The following is a 25,953-nucleotide window of genomic DNA, read 5'->3' as shown; positions in this document are numbered from 1 at the left end:
AATGACGAAGAAATCATCGCCAAAAAACAAGCAAATGAATAGAGTGTGACAAGCGCAAAAAGAGGGGAGACCATTGGAAGAAGTACGCAGTAAATCCTCAAAGAGGATTTGCAAGGACTTCTGAAATGGAGCTCACCTCGCGCTTGGAACACGTTTGAATAAAGTGTGACAGTCACACCAAAGTATAATGTCAATTTGCTCTAGCTCTTAGCAGTTTCAGTGATTAATGAGGGAGGTTGACCTCTTGGTCGATGTAAATAAATTTGAAAGTATAAAAATTGGTTTAGCCTCACCAGATAAGATCCGTTCCTGGTCCTATGGTGAAGTCAAGAAACCGGAAACAATCAACTACCGTACCTTAAAACCAGAAAAAGACGGCCTTTTCTGTGAACGTATTTTTGGGCCAACCAAGGACTACGAATGTGCTTGTGGAAAATATAAACGGATCCGTTATGCGGGTGTGGTATGTGACCGTTGTGGGGTTGAAGTAACCAAGGCCAAAGTCCGTCGTGAACGGATGGGCCACTTGGAATTAGCTTCACCAGTTACCCACATTTGGTACTTTAAAGGTATTCCTAGTCGGATGGGCCTGATTTTAGATATGAGCCCACGGTCTTTAGAAGAAGTGATTTATTTTGCTTCTCACGTGGTTATTGACGGTGGTGATACACCTTTAGCTCCTAAGCAATTGCTTTCTGAACGGGAATACCGGGAGTATAAGGCAGAATATGGTGACCGTTTCCAAGCAGGCATCGGTGCTGAAGCCATTAAGGAACTTCTACGCCGCGTAGACCTTGATAGCGAATGTGCAGAATTAAAAGAAGAATTACGGACTGCCAAGGGTCAAAAACGGACCCGGGCCATTCGTCGCTTAGACATCATGGATGCCTTTAGAAAATCCGGCAATAAACCGGAATGGATGGTTCTTGATGTGATCCCTGTGATCCCACCTGAACTCCGTCCTATGGTGCAACTGGATGGGGGCCGTTTCGCAACCAGTGACTTAAACGACCTCTACCGCCGGGTGATTAACCGGAATAACCGTCTAAAACGTTTATTAGACCTCAATGCACCAAATATTATTGTTCAAAATGAAAAACGGATGCTCCAAGAAGCCGTTGATGCCTTAGTCGATAATGGTCGTCGCGGCCGTCCTGTGACTGGACCGGGTAACCGCCCATTGAAGTCCCTCTCCCATATGTTGAAAGGGAAGCAAGGTCGTTTCCGTCAAAACCTCTTAGGGAAACGGGTGGACTACTCTGGACGTTCCGTTATTGCCATTGGACCACACTTGAAGTTCTACCAATGTGGTCTGCCTAAAGAAATGGCTCTAGAACTCTTTAAACCATTCTTGATTCGGGAATTGGTGGACCGTGAAATTGCCACCAATGCTAAACATGCTAAACGGATGATTGAACGTAAGGATGATGCTGTTTGGGAACCTCTCGGAGAGATCATGCGTGAACACCCGGTACTACTTAACCGGGCACCTACCCTCCACCGTTTGGGGATTCAAGCCTTTGAACCAGTCTTGGTTGAAGGGAAGGCTATCCGTCTTCACCCCTTAGCCTGTGAAGCTTATAATGCCGACTTTGACGGGGACCAAATGGCGGTCCACTTACCTTTAGGAGAAGAAGCCCAAGCTGAAGCTCGTATCTTAATGCTGGCCGCTTCCCACATCCTAAACCCTAAAGATGGTCAACCAGTGGTTACCCCATCCCAAGACATGGTCTTAGGAAACTACTACTTGACTCAAGAAGAAGCCGGGATGACTGGGGAAGGGATGAAGATTTCCTCACTCAGCGAAGCCCATATTGCTTATACTAATGGGGCGGCTCAATTGCATACTCGGGTGGTAATTAGTCCGAAACACTTTCCTAAATATGCATGGACCGACCAACAAAAAGAACAATTAATGATTACTTCTATTGGTAAATTGTTCTTTAATGAGATCATGCCGGCTGATTTTGCTTATATTAATGAGCCCACATCAGAAAACTTAAATGGTCAAACCGCTGATCGTTTCTTCGTCAACCCTGGGGAAGATACCGAAAAAGCGATTGCTCAATTAGAGACCACGGCGCCATTTAAGAAGGGCTACTTAGAAGAAATTATCGCCGCCATCTTCAAGCGCTTGAAGGTTACTGAAACCTCCCAATTCTTAGACCGCTTGAAGGCTCTTGGTTACTACTACTCCACCAAGTCAGGGATTACCGTTGGGATTGCTGATATTACCGTTTTAGATGCCAAGGACCAACACGTGGACAAGGGGCACAAACGCGTTGACAATATCATGAAGCAATACCGTCGTGGTTTAATTACCGATGACGAACGCTATGACCAAGTCATCAGCACTTGGAATGATGTTAAAAACGACATTGAAGACGAATTGAAACACAGTCTGTCTCCAGACAACCCATTCTTTATCATGATGGACTCTGGTGCTCGTGGTAACATCTCCAACTTTACCCAATTAGCGGGGATGCGTGGTTTGATGGCGGGACCAAGTGGTAAGATTATTGAACTGCCAGTTACTTCTAACTTCCGTGAAGGGCTATCGGTTCAAGAAATGTTTATCTCCACTCACGGGGCACGTAAAGGGATGACCGATACCGCCTTGAAGACGGCCGACTCTGGTTACCTAACTCGTCGTCTGGTTGACGTGGCCCAAGACGTGATTATCCGTGAAAATGATTGTGGAACCGACCGTGGCTTAACCGTTTCAGCCATCAAAGAAGGAAACGAAATGATCGAAAGCCTGGCTGAACGTCTGACTGGTCGTTATATCCAAAAAACGGTTCGTGATCCAAAAACCGGTGAAGTTCTCGCTCACCATAATGAGCTGGTTTCACCAGAAACCGCAGCTAAAATTGAAGCTGCTGACCTCAAACATGTTACCATTCGTTCTGCCTTTACCTGCCGGACCCGCCATGGGGTATGTAAGTACTGCTACGGTTCTGACCTAGCAACCAATGGCGAAGTCGAAGTCGGTGAAGCAGTTGGTATCGTGGCTGCCCAATCCATTGGGGAACCTGGTACCCAGTTGACCATGCGTACCTTCCATACCGGTGGGGTTGCCGGGGATGACATTACCCAAGGTTTGCCTCGTGTTCAAGAAATCGTTGAAGCCCGTCATCCGAAAGGGCAAGCGGTGATTACTGAAGTGACCGGGGAAGTCGTGGCCATTGATATTGAAGAAGAAACCCGGACCAAGACGGTTACCGTCAAAGGGGAAACTGACGAACGGGAATACAAGGTGCCTTACACTGCTCGTATGAAGGTTAGTGAAGGTGACTTGATTGAACGTGGTGCCCAATTAACAGAAGGGTCCATTGATCCCAAAGAATTGCTCCGGATCACTAATTCCCTCACCGTAGAAAACTACATGTTAGCGGAAATCCAACGGGTTTACCGTCAACAAGGGGTGGACATTAACGACAAGCACGTGGAAGTCCTCCTACGTCAAATGATGCGTAAGGTAAGAGTCTTAGATCCAGGCGCTTCTGACTTGTTGCCAGGCCATTTAATGGACATTGGTGAATTTGAAGATGCCAATGAGGAAATCATTAAGACTGGCCAACAACCAGCTACCTGTCAACCAGTCCTCCTAGGAATTACCAAGGCAGCCTTGGAAACCAAGTCCTTCCTATCTGCCGCATCCTTCCAAGAAACTACCAAGGTCCTCACTGACGCTGCCATTAGCGGTAAACGGGACGAGTTACTTGGATTGAAAGAAAACGTCATTATTGGTAAGATAATTCCTGCTGGTACTGGTGTCGGTCGCTACCGTCACATGGAACCAGAAAAATTAGGTGTGGAACAAGTTGTTGAAGTGCCGGCCCATGAGCCATCCGACAACGAAAATCCAGCCGAAATTGCGACAATTACCAAACCAATCGATGAAAACTATAGCGGTATGCCTTAATTAAGGTAGATCCCATTAAAAGAGGATAGGCGCATATCCGACTACAAGATATGCGCCTCTCTTTTTGCCCAAGGCCATGGGACTGGGCTTTAACCGCTTCAAGCAAAGCAACAACACTATATATAGTGTTGTTGCTTTTTAATTGATACTATATATTGATTTTTTAGCTTGCTTTCTGCTTAAGTTTTTCCTATAATAGCAATGCAGCTAATTTTTAGCCGATAGACCATTAACTTAACTCACGCTAAAGCAGCTGAAAAGTCTACAAACAAGTAAAGTATAAAGGAGATTCATTATGGAAACTGCGATGAAGAATATTGTGGAATGGAATAAAGAGGCGCTTAACCAAGCCATCAAATCCTTCCCTCAAGTTTATCCGATGACAGAAGATATGAACAAAACCTTCTCTGGCATCAGTCGGATGGTCATGTTGGACCGTTATTCCTTTAAAGACACCATGAAAGAAACCCTAGCCCCTGGTGACTTAGTGGTACTAACTGTCCGCCCTGACCCGCAATATCCAGGACGGGGGATCGGGATTGTCCAAGCCATTGAGAACAAGACCGCAACCATTTGGGTCGAAGAAGCCTATCGTGGGTCCCTAATGGGAGAAGAACAGGAAACTGGCCTGGTAAAACGCCCATTGGATGAAATCGACAAACCTTTAGAAATCTACTATGAACAAATTGCCAAACGGAATGCCCATGGCCTAGCAGCCATTGATAAAAATGAAGACCGCCGCCAAGAGATTGAAGCGGCCTTCTACCAAGAAGAATCCAAGGGTAACTTTGTTCCTGCCGGCAGGGTCTTATATGGTGCGGGTTCCGGAACCGATGTCACCTACTTTAACTGCTACGTTATGCCCTATGTGCCTGACTCCCGGGGTGGTATTGCTGACCACCGTAAGGAAGTCATGGAAATTATGTCCCGTGGTGGGGGTGTAGGGACCAATGGCTCAACCCTAAGACCACGTCACTCCCTGGTTCGTGGGGTTAACGGGAAGTCTTCCGGGGCGGTTTCCTGGTTAGATGACATTGCCAAATTAACTCACCTGGTAGAACAAGGCGGTAGCCGTCGTGGGGCCCAAATGATCATGTTGGCTGACTGGCATCCAGATATTTTGGAATTCATTATTTCTAAGATGCAAAACCCACGCATCCTCCAATTTATCAAGGAAAGCTCCAAGGACAGCTACATTAAACAATTAGTCGATGAAAAGTTAAAATTTGTTTATTCAACTCCAGCCCAAATTGATATGTTCCAAGCGGTGGTTGACCTCAAGGAAAAACAAGGCGGCCAAGTTAGTGATGCAGCTTACGCTGAAGCCAAGGAAAACTTGGAACTAGGTGGCCATTATGAAGTCAATGAACCCGACTTCTTAACTGGGGCCAATATTTCGGTAGCTATTTCATCCGACTTTATGGAAGCTGTTAAGGAAGGTAAGGACTGGAGCCTCCGCTTCCCAGCGGTGGAAAAATATGACCAAGAAGAAATGACCGCTTACGACACCCAATGGCAAGAAATTGGCGATGTGCGTGAGTGGGAAGCCATGGGTCATGAAATTACCACTTACCGGACCCTCCCTGCTAAAGAATTATGGCAATTGATCAACATTTGTGCCACTTATGCGGCAGAACCAGGGATTTTCTTTATTGACCGGGCTAACGAAGACACCAATGCAGTGGCTTACGGGCAAAAGGTTGTGGCAACTAACCCTTGTGGGGAACAACCGCTAGCGCCTTATTCCGTATGTAACCTGGGTGCCATTAACCTGGCCCAAATGGCGGACAAGGAAAACAAACGCCTCGACAAGAAGAAATTACAAAAAACTGTAGCTACCGCTATCCGCATGCAAGATAACGTGATCGATGCTACTCCATACTTCTTGGAAGCTAACAAGAAACAAGCTCTTGGTGAACGTCGGATCGGTTTAGGGGTAATGGGTCTGGCTGACCTCTTAATCTACTGTGAAAAACGCTATGGTTCTAAGGAAGGTAACCAATTAGTCGATGAAGTCTTTGAAACCATCGCGGTAACGGCTTACCAAACCTCCATCGAACTCGCTAAAGAACGGGGCAGCTTCCCATTCTTAATCGGGGAAAGTGAAGAAGAAACCCAAGCTTTAAGAGAACGCTTTGTCCAATCCGGTTTCATGCAAAGAATGCCTGAAAGCATCCGTGAAGACGTCTTGAAGTATGGGATCCGCAATTCCCACTTACTCACCGTGGCGCCAACCGGAAGTACCGGGACCATGATGAATGTCTCTACCGGGCTAGAACCTTACTTTGCCTTTAAATACTACCGGACCGGTCGTTTAGGTAAATTTATTGAAGTCAATGCGGATATTGTGCAAGAATACCTGGATAAACATCCAGAAGCTGATGCTGATAACCTGCCTGACTTCTTTGTATCTGCCATGGACCTAAGCCCAAGAGAACACGTTGATGTGCAAACCACTATCCAACGCTGGGTCGATAGCTCCATTTCTAAGACCGTTAATGCACCTAAGGGTTACGCGGTTAACCAAGTGGCCGAAGTTTATGAAAAACTTTATGAAGGTGGCGCTAAGGGTGGTACCGTTTATGTTGACGGTTCGCGGGATTCTCAAGTCCTCACCTTAAATAAGGATGAACATGAAGACAGTGACCAAGATTCTCAAGTCGATCAAAACAAGCAAGACGATGTGGTTGTCGTTGATGACAGTGAAGAATTACGTCAATTAGTTGACCAAGCCCAAGCTGAAGCCAATGAAGAAGAAGTGGTCTTCGGTAGCGAACTTGGCAATACCTGCCCAATTTGCCGGACCGGAATTGTCGAAGAAATTGGTGGCTGTAACACCTGCTCCAATTGCTTCGCCCAATTAAAATGTGGCTTATAATAAAATAACTTTAATAATATATGAGAAAAAGTCACTAAGTTTCTACTTAGTGGCTTTTTTATCACCATTTAAATCGTATTTATTGGAGAAATACTTTATAATGTAAGTGAGGTGATTAATATGCAAATTTATACCCGAACAGGGGATAAGGGGACGACCCGGATTATCGGTGGCCAGGAAGTTCCTAAAGATTCCTTACGTGTCAATGCCTATGGGAGCGTTGACGAATTGAATTCATGGATTGGTGTGACCATTAGCGAAAATGAATCATGGCCCGAGCTAAATGAGGAATTGATTCAAATCCAACAGTATTTATTTGACTGTGGGAATGACTTTGCTACGCCAGAGGGCAAGGGCGAGTACCGCTTAAAACAAGCCGCGATTGATTGGTTAGAAGAACGGATTGATACCTATAATCCTCAAGCCCCTGCGGTAGAATCCTTTATCCTACCCGGTGGTAGCCGTTTAGCTAGTCGTTTGCACTATGCGAGAACCGTAACCCGCCGCTGTGAACGTCACATTGTATCCTTCATGCGTGAAGAGAGCTCCAGTCCCGTCGCTTTGAAATTTATTAACCGCCTATCTGACTACTTCTTTGCAGTAGCCCGGCTCGCCAATGTTAAGGTAGGCCTATCAGACATCCTCTACGAACGTAGTGGCAAGGTTTTCCACGACGAAAGTGAATTAAGCAAGGCTGACCTTAAAGATAGTTAGTCTTTAGACGTATTTTATTAATCAAGCTGGGAGAGAGTCCCAGCTTTTTATTTGGAAAAACTTAGTAGAAAAAGATTATAGTCAAGTCAAAGGCCAGCCAGATCAAGGGGAAAAAGGCCAGGGGGTCTTTTAGCGACCGCTGCTTCAGCCAAGCGGAGATTAAAAGATAGACCAAGGCCAGTCCGGAAGCCAGGCAGATAAAAAGTGAATAGCTTAGAGGAGGAAAGAAAAGGGCCAGGCTGAGGAAGATTTTAACATCAGCTCCTCCTAGACTTCCTGGCAATAAATAAACCACCAGGCTTAAGACCAGCCCACAGGCCAGCAGATGGACCAAGAGACTGGGATAGTGACTAGGCGGAGTATAGAGGCCGTGGTAAGCAAGCAGGCTCAAGAAAAAGAGCACTTGAAAACGATCTGGCACCCACATTTCCTCCAGGTCAGTCATGGCCATAATAAAGAGGAGACTATGGAGAGTGACTAGGTAAGCCGCTTGACTAGCGGAAAAACGGGCGAAGATGAAAACACTCAAGAGGGCAAAAAGCCCTTCAAATAGGGGATAGGTCCAGGCGATAGGACGCTGACAGTGGAAGCATCGTCCTCTTGACAAAAAATAACCGGCCAGGGGAATAAGGGCTAAAGCTGACAAAGTGACCTGACACTGGTCGCACTGAGACCTTGCCCAGAGAAAGGGAAGTTTTTTCAGGTAACGGTGGCTAAAGGCCATCAGACAAGAAGCTAGGGACACAAAAAAGAAAAAAGCTAAGCTAAGTCGCACAGTAAACACCTCCTAGCTTATTAGTCCGCAAAGGGGGAAAAAATTAGCTGACCAGGTAAATTTTTTATCAAATTCACTTGACGCTTATAAAGAATAGTGGTATTATTTAATAGTTGTCTGATAAAGACAGTGACCAAACGACAAAGGTTTAGGGAGAATTAGCTCAGCTGGGAGAGCGTCTGCCTTACAAGCAGAATGTCGGGGGTTCGAGCCCCTCATTCTCCATTATGATTCGTTAGCTCAGTTGGTAGAGCATCTGACTTTTAATCAGAGGGTCGGGAGTTCGAGCCTCCCACGGATCATTATTGTAAGCATACCTAGTATTGACTTACAAATGCGGAAGTAGTTCAGTGGTAGAACATCACCTTGCCAAGGTGAGGGTCGCGGGTTCGAATCCCGTCTTCCGCTTAGCCAAATGGCTTTGAATTAATTAATATGCCGGGGTGGCGGAACAGGCAGACGCACGGGACTTAAAATCCCGCGGTGGTTAAACACCGTACCGGTTCGATTCCGGTCCTCGGCATACCGTTTAAATGATCAAGCACCCATGGCTCAACTGGATAGAGTACCTGACTACGAATCAGGCGGTTGCAGGTTCGAATCCTGCTGGGTGCATTACCGGGAAATAGCTCAGCTTGGTAGAGCACTTGGTTTGGGACCAAGGGGTCGCAGGTTCGAATCCTGTTTTCCCGACTCGATGGAAAGCGTCAGTAAGGCGCTTTTTATTTTACTTAAAAAGTCTACGATGACGGGAAGTAGCTCAGCTTGGTAGAGCACTACGTTCGGGACGTAGGGGTCGTCGGTTCGAATCCGGTCTTCCCGATAAGTTGATAAGAACAAGCCTTCTAGCGGTCTTTGGATCGCTTTTTTTATTTTCTTAAGGAAATTGCTGGCACAATCCCTGAAACTTCTGGTAAAATCAATAAGATGTTATTTATTAAAGAAAAAAATAAATTTGTTAAATTTAACTTAATTTAGAAGGGCTTTTAATAGATTTTTAGACAGAATAGTGTATAGTAAGTGAGTGGGCACTCATTTATTAAAATGACTGCGAATGAAGCCCGGTTGACTTAGGGATGTTGGTCCTTGAACTCATTAGTGGACCAGCTGATAAAGGCAAACAAACTTTGGCTTAAAGCCAAGCTTTTGATGCTTGGGCTTTAAGAATGCTTGAGACAGAGCACCTTATCAGACTTAATAGACGAGGCTTAAGAAAATCTTGGGATAAGTCCACATAATAATTGGCAGGAAGTTTGGATAACTTCTGCCGATGATCCTTATCCCTTAAAGTCATTGAATGAGTTTTAACAAGTGAATGTGGATTGGAGTGTGTTTATGGAATTCGACTATCGAAAATTACGTGGCAGGATTATTGAGATTTATGGCTCGGTTAAGAATTTTTCCAAGGCAATGGAATTGTCAGAGCCGACTATGTCCATGAAATTAAATGGTGGTTTGTCTTTTAGTCAATCACAAATTTATAAGTCTTGCGAATTATTGGATATCGACCATGAAGAAATCGGCCGTTATTTCTTTACTCCTAAAGAAAATAAGGCAGAAACAAATGAAAATTAATTATTAAACGAAGAGAGGCTGGGACAAGGGTTCCAGCTTTTTTCTGTCTACAATTTTTAAACCAAAATCTCTTACAAGCCAGGGCAAGTGGTCAGCTTTTTTTCAAGGTGGTCCTTCCTCACATCCTTACCAAACCTGCTCCAAGCGCGAGGTGAGCTCCATTTCAGAAGTCTTCGCAAATCCTCTTTGAGGATTTACTGCAAACTTCTTCCAATTGCTGTAGCTGTTCGAAGCAAAGCGAGTTACAGATATAGTATGCGTAGCTCTCCCCTCTTTTTGCGCTTGTCGCACTCTATTCAAACCTGCTCGCTGACAAAAGTGAACTCCGCTTCAGAAATATTTGGCAATCCTTTTCAAGGATTACCGCATATTTCTTCCAGCGTTTCACTTTTTTATCGTCAGCTCGCACTCTCTCCAAACGTGCTCCAGTCACAGGACGAACGTCCGCTTCAAAAACTGGTAACGCTCAGTCTCACTGAGCTTTTCCCAGTTTTCTCCAGCGATTTCGTCCTTTGATGTGACTGTCACACTCTCGCCTTTTTGACTTTAAGGCGCTTTCATTCTTTGTTATACTTGCAGTGCAGATAGCCCGTGGGCTGAATAGACAAATGGAGGCGACCAGCATGGAATTGCGCTTAGAAAATATCGAAAAGAGCTTTCAAGATCAAGAAGTCCTCAAGGGGGCGACTTACAACTTTGAAGCGGGGCATATCTACGGACTCTTAGGCCGGAACGGGTCAGGGAAGACCACCCTCTTTCGCATCCTCTATGGAGACTTAGAAAGTGATGGTGGCCAAGCTCAATTAGTTGAGAATGGCCAAGAAAGAGCCATTGAGCCGGAAGACATCGGCATGGTCTTTGCCGAAAATTATTTACCTGATTTCCTCACGGGCTATGAATACATTAAATTCTACATGGATATCCATGCCCCCAAGGATGCTTATTCCGTCGATGATTACTTGGATCGCTTGGGCTTTAGTCAGGAGGACCGCCACCGGATTATCAAGGGTTACTCCAGTGGGATGAAGAGTAAGTTGGCCATTCTTTGCCTTTTGATTTCCAAACCTAAAATTATCCTCCTCGATGAACCCCTGACTGCTATTGACGTGATTTCCAGTTTAGAAATTAAGCGCCTGCTCCTTGATTTAGGTAAGGATCATATTATGATCATGTCCACCCACATGATCCAACTGGCCAAGGATATTTGTGATGATATTGTGCTTTTACACCAAGGCCAGTTGCGCCACTTTGAGAGCGCTCTGGAAGATGAGGACTTTGACCAGTCCCTCATTGAAGCCTTGACCGTGGAGGATGAGGGCCATGACTAACTATCAATTCTTACAGCGGCTCAAAGCCACCCGGTCATTTAATGTCTTCCTCTACTATCTCCAACGTCTTCCCCTGATCGGTAAGCATATTCCCAATCGTTGGTTTGAAGCCAAGCATGTCAAGAGTCTGACCACTTGGTTGGGCACAGTGGGGGAAGTTTTTAAGCAAATCTTTGGCAAGAGCTTTTATTTTGGGGCGATCTTTCTCCTCGGTTTTATTGGCGACCCTGGACAAGAAAATACTGTCCGTTTGCTGGCAATCTTCTGTTTCTCTTTAGTCTTAGCCACCTTTTGGGTCAAGTTAATTGACCCCAACCAAACCTTTGACCGGCTCTGTATCTATTACTTAAAGATGAACCCCAAACGCTATTACTTGAATATGACTTTTATGGAAGGTTTGAACTTTGTGATTTTTTACGGGCTAGCCGCGACGATCGCGCTAAAAGCCATGGGCCTCTCCCTTTTTAGTGGGATGAATATGACTCTCTTTTTCCTCGGCTTACGACTCTTAGCCCAAGCCCTCTACCTGAAGCTAGTCAATCCCAAGCACCAAGTCCCTAACCGGCCCTTTACGATCGTGATGATTGCTATGATTTTTGTTTCTGGGGGACTGTTTGTGGGCTTGTCGCTGATGGAAGAAGCTGCTACCTTCCACTTACCGATTAACTGGCTCTTCCATCCCCTTACGGCGGTCGCTGGAGTGGTCATGGCAGGGATCGGGGCTCATTGGCTAGCCAAATCTGACAAGTACCAGGCTCTGGCCCGGTCAAGCATCAACCATAACAGCATCCGAAACATTAACCAGGCCGTAACTAATGCCCAGTCCGCCAATGTCAAGGTGGAAGCAGAAGATATCAAAGTTCCTGCTACTTCCGACCACTATGACCACTTAAAGGGGATAACTTATATCAATGCTATCTTCTTTGACCGGCTGGGCCACCGCTTGAACAAGCAACGCCGGATTCTCTTTCTGATCGTTCTTGGCCTCTTTGCCTTAATCAGTGGAGGAATCTTTATTTACCAATTCTTCTTCCATGGTGACCTAGGGATTAGCCAGGCCGACTTAGAAGAGGCCTATCAGACCTACTTGGTGGTGATGGTGATCTATGCCTGCCTCTTTTTGAATATTGGCGAATCCTTTACCCGTTTTTGCTTTTTCAATATGGACCGCTACTTGATGCACAACAATTATTACCGCAATCCCGACCTTTTAGCTGAGGCTATGGTCATCCGCTTTAAACGCTGTTTCCGTTATAATTTTCCCACCTTGCTGGTCTTAATGTTAGGGTCTAGCCTGGTCTACTTCCAGTTAGGCGGGCAACGCTTACTGCCTTTGGGAATTTTACTGCTTAGCCAAGTAGTCGTGATGGTTTTCTTTACGGTTCACTATCTTTACTTGTATTACTGGCTCCAGCCTTTTACCGCTAACCTGGAGAGCAAGAGCCCCCTCTATAATTTGATTCGGGGCTTGAGTATTTTTATTCCCTACCTGCTCTTTATGAATGCTGAATCAATTGGACCACGGGTGATTTTAGGAATCTATCTCTTTATTATTGCCTATATTATTTTAGGTTATCTCTTGTTGAAGTTTATCGGTCCTAAGCGCTTTGTCTTGCGTTAGAGCCTTGACCTTGTTCCTGACTTGGGGCAGGGTCTTTTTTATTTGGGGGAGTTTTTCACTTTGCTGGCTTTAATTTTATAGGGATCTACTTTATTTAACGATTAATTAAATTTACTTAAAATCTTGGGACTACACGCGTAGTTAATGTTTGTGCTGGAAGAAAATGATGATATGATAGGGTATTATAAGGAGAGTGAAAACATGGAAACACTTTACAGGATTGTCGGTATCGAAAGCCAAAGCCAATATGATTGGCTGGCCCATCAAATCCAAGACCTTAACCAGGACAAGGGCTTTGCAATTGAATTGGACAAGGATATTGTCCGTTTGCACCGCCAGGAAGAATTACTTTACCTACGTCGCTTTTTAGCCTTTGAACAGTTTTCCCTGGTCGCCCTTGACCCAGCAGAGTTGGAATTAGATAAGGCCAAACAACTTCGTTTTAAGAATACCCAGGAAACGGCCAAGAAGATGCGCATAGTTCTCATCTTAAATGCCTTCTTTACGGTCTTTGAGGCCTTCTTTGGTTGGACCCTAAACAGTGCGGCCATCCTATCTGATGCGGTCCACGACTCGGGCGACGTTCTAGCCATTGCTATTGCCTGGTTCTTTGAAAAGATTTCTGACCGTGAAGCTGATAACCGCTATTCCTACGGTTACCGCCGCTTTTCTTTATTAGGGGGACTGATTACAGCAGTCTTTCTATTATTCGGATCGGCCTTTATTCTAATTACTTCGATTCCTAAGCTCTTTAATCCTGAACCGGTTCATGTGACGGGAATGTTCTGGGTAGCCATTTTCGCAGTGGTGGTAAATGGTTACTGCTCTTGGATGATGCATAAGGGTCAGTCAGCCAATGAACAATTACTCAACCTCCACCTCCTAGAAGATGTCCTCGGCTGGGTAGCCATCTTGATTCTTTCAGTGGTCTTACGCTTTACCAATTGGTATTTCCTTGACCCGCTCTTGTCGATTCTGACTGCGGTTTGGATTATCAGCCAAAGTTTCCCACGTTTTCTGAACATTTCTAAGATTTTCCTCCAAGCGGTTCCTGAAGGCATCGACCCCCAAGTCATTGGTCAACAAATCTTAGCCTTAGACGATGATATTGATGGTTTGTCCCACTTACATATCTGGTCAACTGATGGGGAACAACATATGGCCAGTGTCACCGTCCTAACTTGTCGCTTAACCGCTGATGAACAAGAAGACCTCAAACAAAAAATCCGCTCCTTAGTGGCAAAATATAATATAAATCATATAACCATAGACACCGTTTACGATCCTGACCACTTTATCCAAAGAGAAAGTAGCCAACATAACTAGGTCAAAGCCTGATGAGGTCGCTATTAGTGAATTAAATAGTTGACCTCATTCCTTTTTTTGCTTATTATTAAAGTATATTAGTCAAAGTTAGTCAATAATTAGTGAAGGAGGTGAGGACATGAGCAACCGGAATATGTCAGATATTATTGAAGCCTATCTCAAAGAGGTGCTTCAAGATACTGAACGGGTCGAAATCAGACGGAGTGAAATTGCTGACCGCTTTGAGTGCGTGCCTTCACAGATTAATTATGTGATTAATACGCGTTTTACCCCCAAGCAAGGCTATCAAGTCGAAAGTAAGCGGGGTGGCGGTGGCTATATCAGAATTATGAAATTGAATATTATCGACGATGCGGACTATATTGATAATATGATTAGCCTAGTAGGGAACGACATTTCCTTGCGCGATGCTGTATCGATTCTCACCAATTTGATGAAGAATGAACTGCTCAACGAGAGCGAGGCGGCCATCATGCACTCAGCCATTGACAAGCAAGTCATGTCTAATTTCAAATCCCCGGACCGTGTCCGCGCAGTCATACTTAGGAACATGCTAGAACATTTGAAATATCACTAATTACTCCGGTAATTAGAAAAGGAGACAACTATGAAAGACATCTATACTGAAAAAGCCAAGACCGCGATTGGATTTGCCAAAGAAGAAGCTGAATACTTCCGTCATCCAGCCATTGGTAGCGAGCATATGCTTTTGGGCTTATACCGCGAAAGTGAAGGTGTTGCTCATGCCGTTTTAAGCGATTACTTGCCAAGTTATGAGAGTCTTCGCGAAGAGATTGAATTTGTGACCGGCTATGGGACCAGCGATTCAGCCAAGAGTCAGGAAGACTATGTGCAGTTTTCACCACGCATGCAAGACGTCTTGAACCAAGCCAAAGACTTGGCCAAGTCTATGCAAGCTTCCTTAATTGGTACCGAGCACTTATTACTCGCCCTCATCAATGAGGAAACCCTAGCCAACCGCCTGCTGAAAAATCTCGATATAGATGTTAATCGTTTGCGCAGTGATGTCTATCAGATGCTGGGACAAAAAGAACCAGTTAGAAACCGGACCAAAAAGCCGCTGGGTAAGCAAAGCAAAAGCAAGACCCCAACCTTGGACAGTATTGCTAAGGACCTGACCCAAGCCGCTAAGGACGGCAAGCTGGACCCTGTGATCGGTCGCCAGCAAGAAATGCGGCGGCTCATGCAGGTCTTAAGCCGTCGGACCAAGAATAACCCGGTCCTGGTTGGTGAACCTGGGGTCGGTAAGACCGCCATTGTCGAAGCCTTAGCCATCCAAATGAGCCAACAGCAAGTCCCAGAAAACATGCTGGATAAACGACTCATGGTCTTAGATATCGGCTCTTTAGTTGCGGGGACCAAGTACCGCGGTGAATTTGAAGACCGCATGAAGCATTTAATTGAAGAAATTGAAGACCAAGGTAATATTATTCTCTTTATCGATGAAATCCATACCATTATAGGGGCTGGGGGAGCTGAAGGGGCCATTGATGCCTCAAACCTCCTAAAACCTGCCCTCAGCCGGGGACAGGTTCAACTGATCGGGGCTACTACCCTCAACGAATATCAAAAATACATCGAAAAAGATGCCGCCTTGGAAAGACGTTTTGCTAAGATTTTAGTTGAAGAACCTAGCCTAGCGGAGACGGAAGAAATCTTGAAAGGGATCCGGCCTGCTTATGAAAAACACCACCAAGTGGCTATCCCAGATGAGAGCATTACCACCTGTGTGCGTTTAAGCTCCCGTTACCTGTCAGATCGCTTCCTTCCTGACAAGGCCATTGATGTTATGGACGAAGCGGCAGCTACCAAGCGGCTGGACAATCCAGTAGCCAATAGTGGTCGCCGGAAAAAATACCAAATCGAACAGGAATTGAAACGCCTCAACCAAGAAAAAGAATACCATGTCCGTAACCAGGCCTTTCAAAAGGCGGCCGCGGTCCATGCCCAACAAGCGAACCTAGTCAGAGAACTTAGTCGCTTGGAAGCAGACGAAGGCGACCAGGACCATCAAGACAGCTACGACTTAAGTTTGACCAGTCAAGACGTGCAAAACTTGATTCATTCTTGGACCGGCATCCCTGTTCAAGAACTGAGTCAAAGTGACAATGAACGCTTGATCCACTTAGAAGACCGCCTCCATGACCGGGTCAAGGGCCAAGATGAAGCGGTCAATGCAGTGGCCCGGGCGATTAAACGCTCACGCAGTGGTTTGGGACAAAGAAACCGTCCCATCGGTTCCTTTATGTTCCTTGGCCCAACCGGGGTTGGGAAAACCGAATTGGCCAAGACCTTAGCCGAAACCCTCTTTGGTTCGGAAGAGGCCCTGATTCGTCTAGATATGTCCGAATACATGGAGAAATATTCTTCCAGCCGGATGATCGGTTCAGCACCAGGTTATATTGGCTATGAAGAAGGGGGACAATTGACTGAGAAGATCCGTCAACATCCTTACTCCATTGTCCTCTTTGATGAAATTGAAAAGGCCCATCCCGATGTCTTTGACCTCTTACTTCAAGTCCTTGATGACGGTTATATCACCGATAGTAAGGGTCGGATGGTGGACTTTAGAAATACGGTGGTCATCATGACCTCCAATATTGGGGCCACTGAATTACGGGATGAAAAACTGGTCGGTTTTGGTCAAGATAACCAACAAAAAGACTATCAAACCATGAAGAAGCGGATCTTGGAAGCCTTGAAGAAGACCTTCAGACCGGAGTTCCTTAACCGGGTGGATGAAGTGATTGTCTTCCATGCCCTAAGTCAAGACAACTTGAAGGATATTGTCCGCAAATTTACCGACCAAATTAGCCAACAAGTGGAAGAACAAGGCTTGACCTTGCGCTTTACCAATGGGGCCATTAAGCAATTGGCTAAGGACGGTTATGACCCAGAAATGGGCGCCCGGCCCGTTCGCCGCCTCATCCAACGGCAAATTGAAGATGCTCTGAGTGACCTCTTGATTGAAGGAAAGGTCCAAGCTGGGGACAGCCTTCAAGTAGGCAGCCGCCAAGGTACTTTCTACATCCGTACTAAACATGGCGACGGCAGTGAAAGCCAGGCTGACCTGGACAAAGTGGAGGAAAGCCTGTCCCTAGGATAGTCCAAAGAAGACTTTATATCGCTTTTAGTGTATGATAAAGACAAGCTAAAAAAAGAGGAGGGTTACTATGGACAAGACAACAAAATTAGTGTTAATTGGTTTAGGAACAGCTGCTGCGATTACAGCCGTTGTTGCCTTAGCAATGTATGAAGAAGACCAAAATCAAACCCTAAGCAAGGCTTGGGACGATGTTTCTAACAAGGCTCAAAAGCAAGGAAAACGTCTAGCAAAACAAGTTGATCAATTGGATTTACCTGAATGGGTAGAACGTTTTGCCTAAAGGCTCACCAGTTAGAGCCTTAAAGAGCTAAAAAGTGAATCCTTTACTTAAAGCGGTGATGACGCGGTCATCCCGCTTTTTTCTTGCGTTCTTTCATTTTACTCTTTATGAGCATAAATTGAATATGGTTTTTGGGTAGAGAGATGTGAGTAGGAGTGGCGCTTTGAGTTGGGTCGTTAGCCATGAACAAGCAAGATTCAGGGTGTGAGGGCTGGTATTTAGCTTTCGTTCACTGGAGCTAGTCACCAAAGCAGTCTACAAGACTGCAGCGGGGACTTGTGAAGTGACACGAAAGCTTTCAGACCGAACCCGACTCGTAGCGAATTATGGATCGTAGGCCTCAGCCATACGAGCCCAAATCTGTTCCAAAAGAAGCCGTGACGTTCACTTCATAAACGATGTCCGAGCCTTTTCTAAGGCTCTCCCTTCGTTTATTCCAGTTGCTATAGCTGTTCGAAGCGTTAGCGAGTTACAGATATAGTATGCGTAGCTCTTCAGGGCTTTTGTACTTTTGTCACACTTTGACTTTGAGTCTCGCTAGGCGAGAGACCTTGCGCTCGAGTCGGTGCCATGGCTTTTTAACGACCAAAATTCAAAAGCAGAACGAATACTCATTGAGAGCATTTCATAAAGAATTTTTTATTATTAATAAAAGCTTTTTCTAAATGGCCCGATCCGTGCTACAATAGATAAAAGTAATTTTTAACATATTGTATTTGACAAACAGTGAAGGAGGAAAAACGATGAAAATTGTTATATTAGGTGCCGGTGGTATGGGTTCCCGTTTTGGGTTAATGCTAAAAAAAGCCGGCAAAGATGTTACCTTACTCGACGGGTGGGATAAAAATATTGAAGCCATTCGTGAACACGGTATCCGTGCCAACTATAACGGAGAAGAGGTCCAAGTGGACATTGATATTTATCCAATTGATGACTTTGATCCGGACTTGAAGGCAGACTTACTGATTGTCTTTACCAAGGCCATGCAATTGGAGGATGCTATCCAAGCAACTCGCTCCATTGTAACAGACCAAACTAAGGTTTTATGTCTGATGAACGGGATTGGCTATGATGATATCCTCCGTAAATATTTTGATGATGAACAAATTGTCTTAGGAAACACCATGTGGACCGCTGGTTTAGAAGGCCCTGGCCGTCCGAAATTATTCGGTAATGGCTATGTTAACCTCCTTAACCTGGGTAAGAGCGAAGAGGCGGCAGCTGCTGCTAAAGACATCGTGGCTTTACTCGATGAAGTGGGTTTGAATGGGGTTTATGAAAAAGAAATTTTCTACCTGATCTACAAGAAGGTTTGCGTTAATGCAACTATGAACGGCCTCTGTACGATTTTAGAATGTAATATGGCTGACTTGGGAGACGCCCAAGCTTCCCACGACCTCATTAATCAATTAGTCAAAGAAGTGGTTGACGTGGCGAATGCAGAGGGTGTGGAAATGGACCTGGATGAAATGATTGAACACGTGGGCGAATGCTTCAACCGTGAAACCATTGGTGGCCACTTCCCATCCATGTACCAAGACTTGATCACCAATAAGCGCCTGACTGAAATTGATTATATCAATGGAGCCGTGGCTCAAAAGGGTAAGAAACTCAATGTACCAACCCCTTACAACCAATTCTTAACCAGCCTGGTTCATACCAAAGAACAATTACTAGACGCTAAATAATCAATACCTAGCTCTTGGCCATTGCCGTCAAGGGCTTTTTTCTTGGATATTTACTCCTACTTGCACGGATAAGTCAATATTGCTTATAATCAAGGGAAAGGAGGATGAGCCATGGATGAGCGGGCAGATGATTTTATGCAGGCGGCCATTGACCAGGCCAAGAAGGCCCAGGACTTAGATGAAGTGCCGATTGGTGCAGTAGCTGTCTACCAGGGCCAGGTGATTGGACGGGGCTATAATTTACGGGAACAAAGTCAAGATGCGACTGACCACGCCGAAATGCAGGCCATCCGTCAGGCCAACCGCTACTTAAATAATTGGCGCTTGAATGACGTTGACCTCTATGTCACTTTAGAGCCTTGTAGCATGTGCAGTGGGGCCATTGTCCTGAGTCGGATTCGTTGCCTTTACTTTGGGGCCTGTGATCCTAAGGCGGGAACGTGTGGATCCTTGATGAACTTGGTCCAAGACCCCAGGCTCAACCACCAAGTCGACTTAGTTAGTGGTCTAAGGGGAGAGGAATGCAGTCAACTTCTCAAAAGCTTTTTCAAGGACCTGCGTAAGCGTCGCAAAGCCGCTTCCCGTAAACCCAGGTCTTAGAGTTTGACAACTTAGTCGAAAACATGCTAGTATATACTTTGTCGAAAGACCGTACGACAAAGGCAAGGATGTGAACCGAGTCAGATCCGGAAGGAAGCAGCTATAAGCATTGCTTGTCTTGTGTTGTACGTTATGCACTTATTCAAGGTTGGGACAGAAGTTCCAACTTTTTTATTTTCAAAAAAATGACTAAGAATTTGCCTCTAATCCCTAAGAGCTTGCCTAAAAAACTGGCTTTGACTACTTATCTGAGCGGGAACTATTTTATCTCATCCGTGGATATCTAGGGGGGATTTGGTTATAATGGTTGAGAATGAAGGAAGGGAGGCCATGATGAGTTATCAAGCTTTATACCGGAAGTGGCGGCCGCAGACCTTTGCTGATATTGTCGGCCAAGAAGCGGTTTCAAGGACTTTGAAGAACGCCATCAATCAAGATAAGACCAGCCATGCCTATTTGTTTAATGGGCCACGGGGAACTGGAAAGACCAGTGCTGCCAAAATTTTTGCTAAGGCGATTAACTGCCCTAATCAGAATGATGGTGAGCCTTGTAATGAATGTCACCTCTGTCAGGCCATTACTGAAGGTCGCTTGGCAGATGTGATTGAAATCGACGCGGCCTCTAACAATGGGGTGGAGGAAATTCGTGATATCCGTGACAAGGTCCGCTATGCGCCTACCGAAGCGAACTACAAGGTCTACATTATTGATGAAGTCCACATGCTCTCAACCGGGGCCTTTAATGCCCTGTTAAAAACCTTGGAAGAGCCACCCAGCCGGGTCATCTTCATCTTAGCGACAACTGAAGCCCATAAAATTCCGGCGACAGTGATTTCCCGGACCCAACGTTTTGACTTTAAGCGGCTGTCTAACCAAGCTATTAAGGACCGGATGGCCTATATCTTAGGTCAAGAAGGGGTTACTTATGAAGCTGAGGCCTTGGAATTAATTGCCCAAGATGCCAATGGGGGCATGCGGGATGCCTTGAGTTTGTTGGACCAGGTGATTTCTTTCTCCCAAGGCGAGATTACCACGGCCATGACCCGGCAAGTGACGGGGATTTTAAGCGATGAGCAAAAAATTGCCTACGTTGAAGCTCTAGGCCAAGGCGATACTGACCAAGCCTTGGCCGTTCTAAGGCAGATCCTTCAAGCTGGCCGGGAAGCTAGCCGTTTTGTCGAAGAAATGCTGCTTTTTACCCGCGACCTCTTATTAGCTAAGCAAAGTCAAGGGGCTAAAGACACGGAACTGATGAAAAACTATGACCAGTCTTTCTATGACTTGGCCAAGAACTTAGACCGCGATTTGATTTACCAAATGATGAAGGAATTTCGCTCGGTCCAAGAAGATATCCGTTTTGCTATCCAAGGCGATATTTATTTAGAAGTGGCTACCATTAAATTGGCCGACTTACCTGCAGGGGATAGCGATTCCTATAGAGCGACTATGCAGGCTCCAAGTGATGGGGAATCTCAGCAATTGGCCCAATTAAAGCAAGAAGTCCAAACCCTAAAGCAAGCAATCGCCCAAGTAAAAGGGGGGCAAGGCCCTTCTCCGGCAAGCCCATCCCCTGCTAAAGAGGAAGCTAAGCCGGCAAGTGACAAGCGACCGAAAAAGGTCCAAGGGCAATTTAAGCCGGCCTATTCAGCTATCTATAAGACTCTGAGCCAGGCCACAAAGACCGATCTCAACCAGGTCACCAGTGTTTGGCCTCAGGTGGTCGAATCTCTTCCTACCGTTCAACAGGCCCTCCTCCATCAAACGGAGCCGGTCGCTGCCAGCCCTGAGGCTTTTGTCTTGAGTTTTGACTATGAGATTTTCTGCCAAAGGGTCTTTGAGGATAAAGAATTACAAGAGACCGTTGCCAACCACTTACAAAATCAAATCAACCATCCCGGCCGGATGCTGGTGATGACAAGTGAGCAATGGCAGGAGGCTCGGGGGCGTTATGTCAAGGCCTACCATGAAGGCCGTAAGGATGAACTGATCCAGTCCCAAGCCGAAAAAGAAAATAGTGATGCCAGCCAAGCCGATAGCCCGACAAGTCCAGTCGCTTCCCAAGAAACTGAAGCTCCTGCGGCCCAGGAAGCTGATCAGCCACTTCCACAAGAGGAGTCCGCTTCAGCTTGGCTATCACAGGAAGACCAGCAAGCTCAAGATCCGCTTACCCAAACCATGGCTGATCTTTTTGGGGCGGATAATGATAATGTTACCCTCAGCAATGATTAATTAAAGAAGGAAAGAGGAAATCAAATGGCAAACAATATGATGAACATGCAAAAAATGCTCAAAGAAGCAAAAAAAATGCAAGCAAAATTAGAAGAATCCCAAAAGGACTTGGAAAAACAAGTCTTTGAAGGCAAGGAACCTTCAGGCATGATTAAAGCCAAGGTAGGCGGCGACCGCCGGGTTAAGGCCATCGAAATGGATCCAGCAGTGATTGATCCTGAAGACCCTGATATGCTTAGTGACCTCCTCATTGCGGCAGTCAATGACGGTTTAAGCAAGGTGGATAGTGCTCAAGAATCGAATATGGGAAACCTTTCTAAAGGCTTTCCCGGCTTCTAGGCACTTGCTTTAAGGAGTGGGGAAGCTCAGGCCCAAGCAGTCTGAAGATTTTCCCACTTTTTTATATAGAAGGAGTTGAAACCATGCAATATCCCGAACCGATCGCGCGCTTGATCGATAGCTTCAAGAAATTACCCGGGATTGGAGCCAAAACAGCGGCCCGTTTAGCTTTTTTTGTCCTGGATATGGACCAGGCCGATGTGAACGACTTTGCTGAGGCCTTGAACCGGGTCAAGCAGGAAATGACTACCTGTTCGGTCTGCGGTAATGTGACCCAGGAAGATCCGTGTTTAATCTGCCGGGATAATGACCGGGAAGGGTCGGTGCTGATGGTGGTTGAAGAGGCCCGTGACGTGATGGCCATGGAAAGAACGCAAAACTACCACGGCAAGTATCATGTCCTTCATGGCGTCCTCTCGCCTATGGATGGTACCGGACCGGATGACTTAAATATCCGCTCGCTTCTGCAACGTCTGCAGGATACCCAGATCCAAGAAGTAATTATTGCTACTAATGCGACCGCTGAAGGAGAGGCGACGGCTACCTATCTGGCCCGGTTAATCAAGCCCGCCCAAATCAAGGTCAGTCGGATTGCTTATGGCCTATCAGTGGGTAGTGACATTGAATATGCGGATGAGATGACCCTGATGCGGGCCCTTGATGGCCGTCAGGAACTCTAAGAGGAGGATTAGGATGCCAGGTGTATTTATCAGCTTTGAAGGACCGGATGGATCAGGAAAGACTACCCTAATCAAGGGTCTCAAGGCTCGTTTGGACCAAGATTTAAAACAGGCTCCGATTTTTTCTAGGGAGCCGGGGGGAGACCGGATCGCTGAAGAAATTCGTGACATTATCCTCTCTCCAGCTAATACTGAACTCGATGCTCGGTCAGAGGCCTTACTCTATGCGGCGAGTCGTGCCCAGCACCTGGCCCAAAAGATCCGTCCTGCCCTAGCCGCCGGGAACATGGTCCTCTGTGACCGCTATGTGGATAGTTCCATTGCCTACCAAGGTTATGGCCGAGAACTTGGGGGCCAAGCTGTCCAGTTGATCAATGAATTTGCGATCGACGGCTTACTCCCCGATTTAACTCTCTACTGTGATATTTCTGCTGAGGAGGGCATTGCCCGGATTGAAGCCGGCCGGACTAATGAAATTAACCGCTTGGACCAAGAATCCATCGCCTTTCACCGCCGGGTCGTCCAAGGCTACCAAGACCTCTTGAAAGAAAACCCAGACCGGATTGTCCCCATTGATGCTAGCCAACCCGCTGAGGTCATGCAAGCGACCGCTTATGAGTTGATCCGCCAACGTTTTCCCCAATATTTTTCTTAGTAGAAAGGACAGCCCTAATGACGCAAGCCTTTGCCATTGAAGAAAAACAAAGCCAACTGGCCCAGCTGATGCGCCAAGTCATCCAGAATGGCCGTCTAGCCCATGCCTATTTATTTGAGGGTAATGCCGGGTCTGGTCAAGCCGATATGGCCATTTTCTTGGCGGCGGCTTTATTTTGCAGTCAAGAAGACAAGCCCTGTGGTCAGTGTGACCATTGCCAGCGGGTGATCCGGGGGGACCATAGTGATGTGGAATGGCTGACCAAGGACGCTAACAGTATTAAAATTGACCAAATCCGTGAGCTCAAGCACAATCTATCCCTGACCGGTTTAGAAGGTCGGGTCAAGGTCTTTGTGATTGAGGCAGCCGAAACCATGACCGTGCAAGCGGCCAATTCCTTGTTAAAATTTCTGGAAGAACCCCACCAAGATGTCTACATCTTCCTCTTGACCAATAATCGGGAGGCGATCTTACCAACTGTCCAGTCCCGCTGTCAGGTGATCCATTTCCCCTCCCTAGCGGTTGACCAAGCCGTCCGTCTCTTTGTTGATCATGGGATTGGCAAAGCCCAGGCCCAAATCATTGCCTGGTTGACGACGGACCTGGATAGTGCCTTGGCTCTAAATGACAACCAGGTCTTCCATGACCAGTGCCAGCGACTCGACCAGTGGCTCCAGCTCATTGTGGCTAGAGACGGGCGCGCCTTTACCATGGTAGCCACCGATTGGATGAAGCTCTCTCGCAGCCGCCAGGACAACCAGCTCCTCTTGCAGCTCTTGACCCTTTTACTCAGGGATTGTCTCTTAATTAAGAGTCAAAGTGATCAGGAAACCCTAGACCAGGTTCTCGTCCGCCCCGATCTGAAGACCAACCGCCAAGCCAAATACCAGGCCTACCCAGAGGGCTTATTCCTTGACCTGCTAAAATTAGTGACCAAGGCGCAAAAAATGATCAAGCAAAATGTCAGTCCCCAGGCCAGCTTGGAATACTTTGTCCTAGAAGCCTGGAACTTAGAGAAAAAATACCTATAAAGCAAAGAAAAAGTGCTCCTGGCAAGTTGGAAAATTTGCCAGAAGCACTTTTTGTATAGGATCTTTCTTCTTTTTGAGGACTGGATATTGAATAAAATTATTGTGATAGAAATTGTTGAGCAGTAGTGGCGCTTTGAAAGTTGGCCCTTAGCCATGACCAAGCAAGCGATGTGAATTATGCTGAAGCCGTTCGAAGCAAAGCGAGTTACGGATTCAGTATGCGTAGCTGGATCGTCGGCGTCAGCCATACGAGCCGTTTGAGTCTCCCTAGGCGAGAGACTTCGTGCTCGAGCCGGTGCCATGGCACTTAAAGGCCCAAATTTCAAAAGCAGAACGAATGCTCATAAATAACAAAATAACCTAGTCTTGATAATAAAATTGCTCTTTAAAGTCCTGGTCAATCTTTCGGGAGAAGGCTAATTCAAATCCCAAACCTATAAAACCTAAGTGGTCATAGAATTGCCGGGCGGGGCTATCCGCGTCACAGATTAAGATCAGTTTCTTGTCAGCCTGCTGAGCCTGGTTATAGGCCCAATCGACCAGCCAGCGCCCAATTTCTTGTTTCTGCCAGTCCTTTCTTACAGTTAGGTGGTCAATCTCTAGGTAGTAGCGGGAAAGGATCACTTGCATAGCGGCGATGACTTGCCCTTGGTCAAAGACGGCGACCTGGTGAATATTGTCCTTAAGGAAGGCTTCTCGGTAGTAGCCCTGCATTTCCTCTTGGTAGGGCAAGCCATAGTCCTTGTCATAGTAGGCCTGGAAGGCTAGAAAGGCGGGGAGGCTGTCGGACTTAATTTCTTCGAGCTCAAGTTGAGCGGACTGTCTTTTATTTTGGGGGCATTGGTAGTTTTCGAGACTGACCAGCTCAGTGATGGCTAACTGGTAGCCCGCTTCAGAGAGATAGGCATAGAGCTCATCATCAACCCCTTGGTTCATGGGCAAGTGGATATTGATTTCTGGCAGGTCAAATTCACTGGCGTAATCCATATATTGTTCCTCCAGGATCAACCACTCGTCCAGGCCTGGGTTAAAATCGAGGGCCATGAAGTTACTGAGCGGGACATGGCGGGCCGCTTGATTGGCGTAGATTTGGTAGAGTTCATTATCCTCATAGTGACTGATCCAATGGTAAGTGGCATTAAAGTCTAACATACTTGCTCCTTCTTGCTGATTTTATCCTTA

The 25,953-nt window shown here is 46.1% G+C and carries 19 protein-coding genes, 7 tRNA genes and 1 other RNA gene; 25 read left to right on the top strand and 2 right to left on the bottom strand.

The features are described 5' to 3' along the window. Positions 1-244: 244 nt before the first annotated feature. The 3 genes from rpoC (at position 245) to JFU01_RS08565 (ending at position 7,517) form a co-directional block, all read left to right on the top strand. Entirely contained in the window at positions 245-3,925 is a 3,681-nt protein-coding gene (gene rpoC, locus JFU01_RS08575) for a DNA-directed RNA polymerase subunit beta' (protein ID WP_230086971.1), read from the top strand. A 295-nt stretch (positions 3,926-4,220) separates the two neighbouring features. Further along, complete coding sequence (locus tag JFU01_RS08570; protein WP_195856650.1) at positions 4,221-6,803, top strand: vitamin B12-dependent ribonucleotide reductase; 2,583 nt, start codon at positions 4,221-4,223, stop codon at positions 6,801-6,803. Between the two features lie 120 nt (positions 6,804-6,923). Beyond that, entirely contained in the window at positions 6,924-7,517 is a 594-nt protein-coding gene (locus JFU01_RS08565; RefSeq protein WP_195856649.1) for a cob(I)yrinic acid a,c-diamide adenosyltransferase, read from the top strand. Positions 7,518-7,578: 61 nt separating this feature from the next. On the opposite strand, the gene JFU01_RS08560 is transcribed toward JFU01_RS08565, so the two are convergent. After that, positions 7,579-8,292 carry a prepilin peptidase gene (locus JFU01_RS08560; RefSeq protein WP_195856648.1) on the bottom strand — a complete coding sequence of 238 codons (714 nt, stop codon included), beginning with the start codon at positions 8,290-8,292 and terminating at the stop codon, positions 7,579-7,581. Positions 8,293-8,444: 152 nt separating this feature from the next. Between JFU01_RS08560 and JFU01_RS08555 the strand changes: the two genes are divergently transcribed. From JFU01_RS08555 to holB, 22 genes are all read left to right on the top strand, one after another. Continuing rightward, a tRNA-Val gene (locus JFU01_RS08555) sits at positions 8,445-8,517 on the top strand. Positions 8,518-8,521: 4 nt separating this feature from the next. After that, positions 8,522-8,594 (top strand) — tRNA-Lys (locus JFU01_RS08550). 34 nt (positions 8,595-8,628) lie between these two features. Next, positions 8,629-8,700: transfer RNA gene (locus JFU01_RS08545), tRNA-Gly, on the top strand. A gap of 29 nt (positions 8,701-8,729) precedes the next feature. Further along, positions 8,730-8,815, top strand: a tRNA-Leu gene (locus tag JFU01_RS08540). Positions 8,816-8,833: 18 nt separating this feature from the next. Then, positions 8,834-8,907: transfer RNA gene (locus JFU01_RS08535), tRNA-Arg, on the top strand. A 4-nt stretch (positions 8,908-8,911) separates the two neighbouring features. Next, positions 8,912-8,985, top strand: a tRNA-Pro gene (locus JFU01_RS08530). A 56-nt stretch (positions 8,986-9,041) separates the two neighbouring features. Continuing rightward, a tRNA-Pro gene (locus JFU01_RS08525) sits at positions 9,042-9,115 on the top strand. A gap of 512 nt (positions 9,116-9,627) precedes the next feature. Next, positions 9,628-9,867, top strand: coding sequence for a DUF739 family protein (locus JFU01_RS08520; RefSeq protein ID WP_195856647.1), 240 nt, complete (start codon positions 9,628-9,630; stop codon positions 9,865-9,867). 623 nt (positions 9,868-10,490) lie between these two features. Further along, entirely contained in the window at positions 10,491-11,195 is a 705-nt protein-coding gene (locus JFU01_RS08515) for an ABC transporter ATP-binding protein (RefSeq protein ID WP_195856646.1), read from the top strand. After that, the gene (locus tag JFU01_RS08510; RefSeq protein WP_195856645.1) at positions 11,188-12,816 is read left to right on the top strand and encodes a hypothetical protein; all 1,629 of its coding nucleotides are present in this window, start codon (positions 11,188-11,190) and stop codon (positions 12,814-12,816) included. Before JFU01_RS08515 ends, JFU01_RS08510 begins: the two co-directional genes overlap by 8 nt. Positions 12,817-13,017: 201 nt before the next feature. After that, positions 13,018-14,142, top strand: coding sequence for a cation diffusion facilitator family transporter (locus tag JFU01_RS08505; RefSeq protein WP_181566094.1), 1,125 nt, complete (start codon positions 13,018-13,020; stop codon positions 14,140-14,142). A 118-nt stretch (positions 14,143-14,260) separates the two neighbouring features. After that, positions 14,261-14,719, top strand: coding sequence for a CtsR family transcriptional regulator (locus JFU01_RS08500; RefSeq protein WP_070558214.1), 459 nt, complete (start codon positions 14,261-14,263; stop codon positions 14,717-14,719). 30 nt (positions 14,720-14,749) lie between these two features. Further along, positions 14,750-17,269 carry an ATP-dependent Clp protease ATP-binding subunit gene (locus tag JFU01_RS08495; RefSeq protein ID WP_195856644.1) on the top strand — a complete coding sequence of 840 codons (2,520 nt, stop codon included), beginning with the start codon at positions 14,750-14,752 and terminating at the stop codon, positions 17,267-17,269. A 67-nt stretch (positions 17,270-17,336) separates the two neighbouring features. Next, complete coding sequence (locus JFU01_RS08490; protein ID WP_013669259.1) at positions 17,337-17,549, top strand: hypothetical protein; 213 nt, start codon at positions 17,337-17,339, stop codon at positions 17,547-17,549. Between the two features lie 743 nt (positions 17,550-18,292). Next, the gene (locus JFU01_RS08485) at positions 18,293-19,237 is read left to right on the top strand and encodes a 2-dehydropantoate 2-reductase (protein ID WP_195856643.1); all 945 of its coding nucleotides are present in this window, start codon (positions 18,293-18,295) and stop codon (positions 19,235-19,237) included. A 111-nt stretch (positions 19,238-19,348) separates the two neighbouring features. After that, on the top strand, positions 19,349-19,837 hold the full coding sequence (gene tadA / locus JFU01_RS08480; RefSeq protein WP_195856642.1) for a tRNA adenosine(34) deaminase TadA: 489 nt from the start codon (positions 19,349-19,351) through the stop codon (positions 19,835-19,837). A 48-nt stretch (positions 19,838-19,885) separates the two neighbouring features. Next, an RNA gene (gene ffs / locus JFU01_RS08475) (signal recognition particle sRNA small type) lies at positions 19,886-19,972 on the top strand. 198 nt (positions 19,973-20,170) lie between these two features. After that, entirely contained in the window at positions 20,171-22,066 is a 1,896-nt protein-coding gene (gene dnaX, locus JFU01_RS08470; RefSeq protein WP_268001201.1) for a DNA polymerase III subunit gamma/tau, read from the top strand. A 24-nt stretch (positions 22,067-22,090) separates the two neighbouring features. Further along, entirely contained in the window at positions 22,091-22,405 is a 315-nt protein-coding gene (locus JFU01_RS08465) for a YbaB/EbfC family nucleoid-associated protein (protein WP_060778736.1), read from the top strand. An 83-nt stretch (positions 22,406-22,488) separates the two neighbouring features. Further along, positions 22,489-23,085, top strand: a complete 597-nt coding sequence (recR, locus tag JFU01_RS08460; RefSeq protein WP_195856640.1) for a recombination mediator RecR — start codon at positions 22,489-22,491, stop codon at positions 23,083-23,085. A gap of 13 nt (positions 23,086-23,098) precedes the next feature. Next, on the top strand, positions 23,099-23,740 hold the full coding sequence (gene tmk / locus JFU01_RS08455) for a dTMP kinase (RefSeq protein ID WP_195856639.1): 642 nt from the start codon (positions 23,099-23,101) through the stop codon (positions 23,738-23,740). Positions 23,741-23,757: 17 nt separating this feature from the next. Beyond that, a complete protein-coding gene (gene holB / locus JFU01_RS08450) occupies positions 23,758-24,771 on the top strand; it encodes a DNA polymerase III subunit delta' (protein WP_198434229.1) in 1,014 nt (337 codons plus the stop codon). A gap of 360 nt (positions 24,772-25,131) precedes the next feature. Here holB and JFU01_RS08445 read toward each other — a convergent pair whose 3' ends face one another. Further along, entirely contained in the window at positions 25,132-25,923 is a 792-nt protein-coding gene (locus JFU01_RS08445; protein WP_195856637.1) for a GNAT family N-acetyltransferase, read from the bottom strand. Positions 25,924-25,953 lie beyond the last annotated feature (30 nt).

It is taken from the genome of Aerococcus sp. Group 2 (assembly GCF_905125285.1).
GTDB classification, from domain to species: Bacteria; Bacillota; Bacilli; order Lactobacillales; family Aerococcaceae; genus Aerococcus; species Aerococcus urinae_E.
The sequence above is the reverse complement of the archived record's forward strand: the minus strand, read 5'-3'. Positions and strand labels throughout refer to the sequence as shown.

Coding starts and splice junctions, on each gene's coding strand:
- JFU01_RS08515 (WP_195856646.1), top strand. CDS start 10,491: ATGGAATTGCGCTTAGAAAATATCGAAAAGAGCTTTCAAGATCAAGAA.
- holB (WP_198434229.1), top strand. CDS start 23,758: ATGACGCAAGCCTTTGCCATTGAAGAAAAACAAAGCCAACTGGCCCAG.
- JFU01_RS08570 (WP_195856650.1), top strand. CDS start 4,221: ATGGAAACTGCGATGAAGAATATTGTGGAATGGAATAAAGAGGCGCTT.
- JFU01_RS08465 (WP_060778736.1), top strand. CDS start 22,091: ATGGCAAACAATATGATGAACATGCAAAAAATGCTCAAAGAAGCAAAA.
- JFU01_RS08565 (WP_195856649.1), top strand. CDS start 6,924: ATGCAAATTTATACCCGAACAGGGGATAAGGGGACGACCCGGATTATC.
- JFU01_RS08500 (WP_070558214.1), top strand. CDS start 14,261: ATGAGCAACCGGAATATGTCAGATATTATTGAAGCCTATCTCAAAGAG.
- JFU01_RS08520 (WP_195856647.1), top strand. CDS start 9,628: ATGGAATTCGACTATCGAAAATTACGTGGCAGGATTATTGAGATTTAT.
- recR (WP_195856640.1), top strand. CDS start 22,489: ATGCAATATCCCGAACCGATCGCGCGCTTGATCGATAGCTTCAAGAAA.
- tmk (WP_195856639.1), top strand. CDS start 23,099: ATGCCAGGTGTATTTATCAGCTTTGAAGGACCGGATGGATCAGGAAAG.
- JFU01_RS08495 (WP_195856644.1), top strand. CDS start 14,750: ATGAAAGACATCTATACTGAAAAAGCCAAGACCGCGATTGGATTTGCC.
- JFU01_RS08510 (WP_195856645.1), top strand. CDS start 11,188: ATGACTAACTATCAATTCTTACAGCGGCTCAAAGCCACCCGGTCATTT.
- JFU01_RS08490 (WP_013669259.1), top strand. CDS start 17,337: ATGGACAAGACAACAAAATTAGTGTTAATTGGTTTAGGAACAGCTGCT.
- JFU01_RS08505 (WP_181566094.1), top strand. CDS start 13,018: ATGGAAACACTTTACAGGATTGTCGGTATCGAAAGCCAAAGCCAATAT.
- JFU01_RS08445 (WP_195856637.1), bottom strand. CDS start 25,923: ATGTTAGACTTTAATGCCACTTACCATTGGATCAGTCACTATGAGGAT.
- tadA (WP_195856642.1), top strand. CDS start 19,349: ATGGATGAGCGGGCAGATGATTTTATGCAGGCGGCCATTGACCAGGCC.
- dnaX (WP_268001201.1), top strand. CDS start 20,171: ATGAGTTATCAAGCTTTATACCGGAAGTGGCGGCCGCAGACCTTTGCT.
- JFU01_RS08485 (WP_195856643.1), top strand. CDS start 18,293: ATGAAAATTGTTATATTAGGTGCCGGTGGTATGGGTTCCCGTTTTGGG.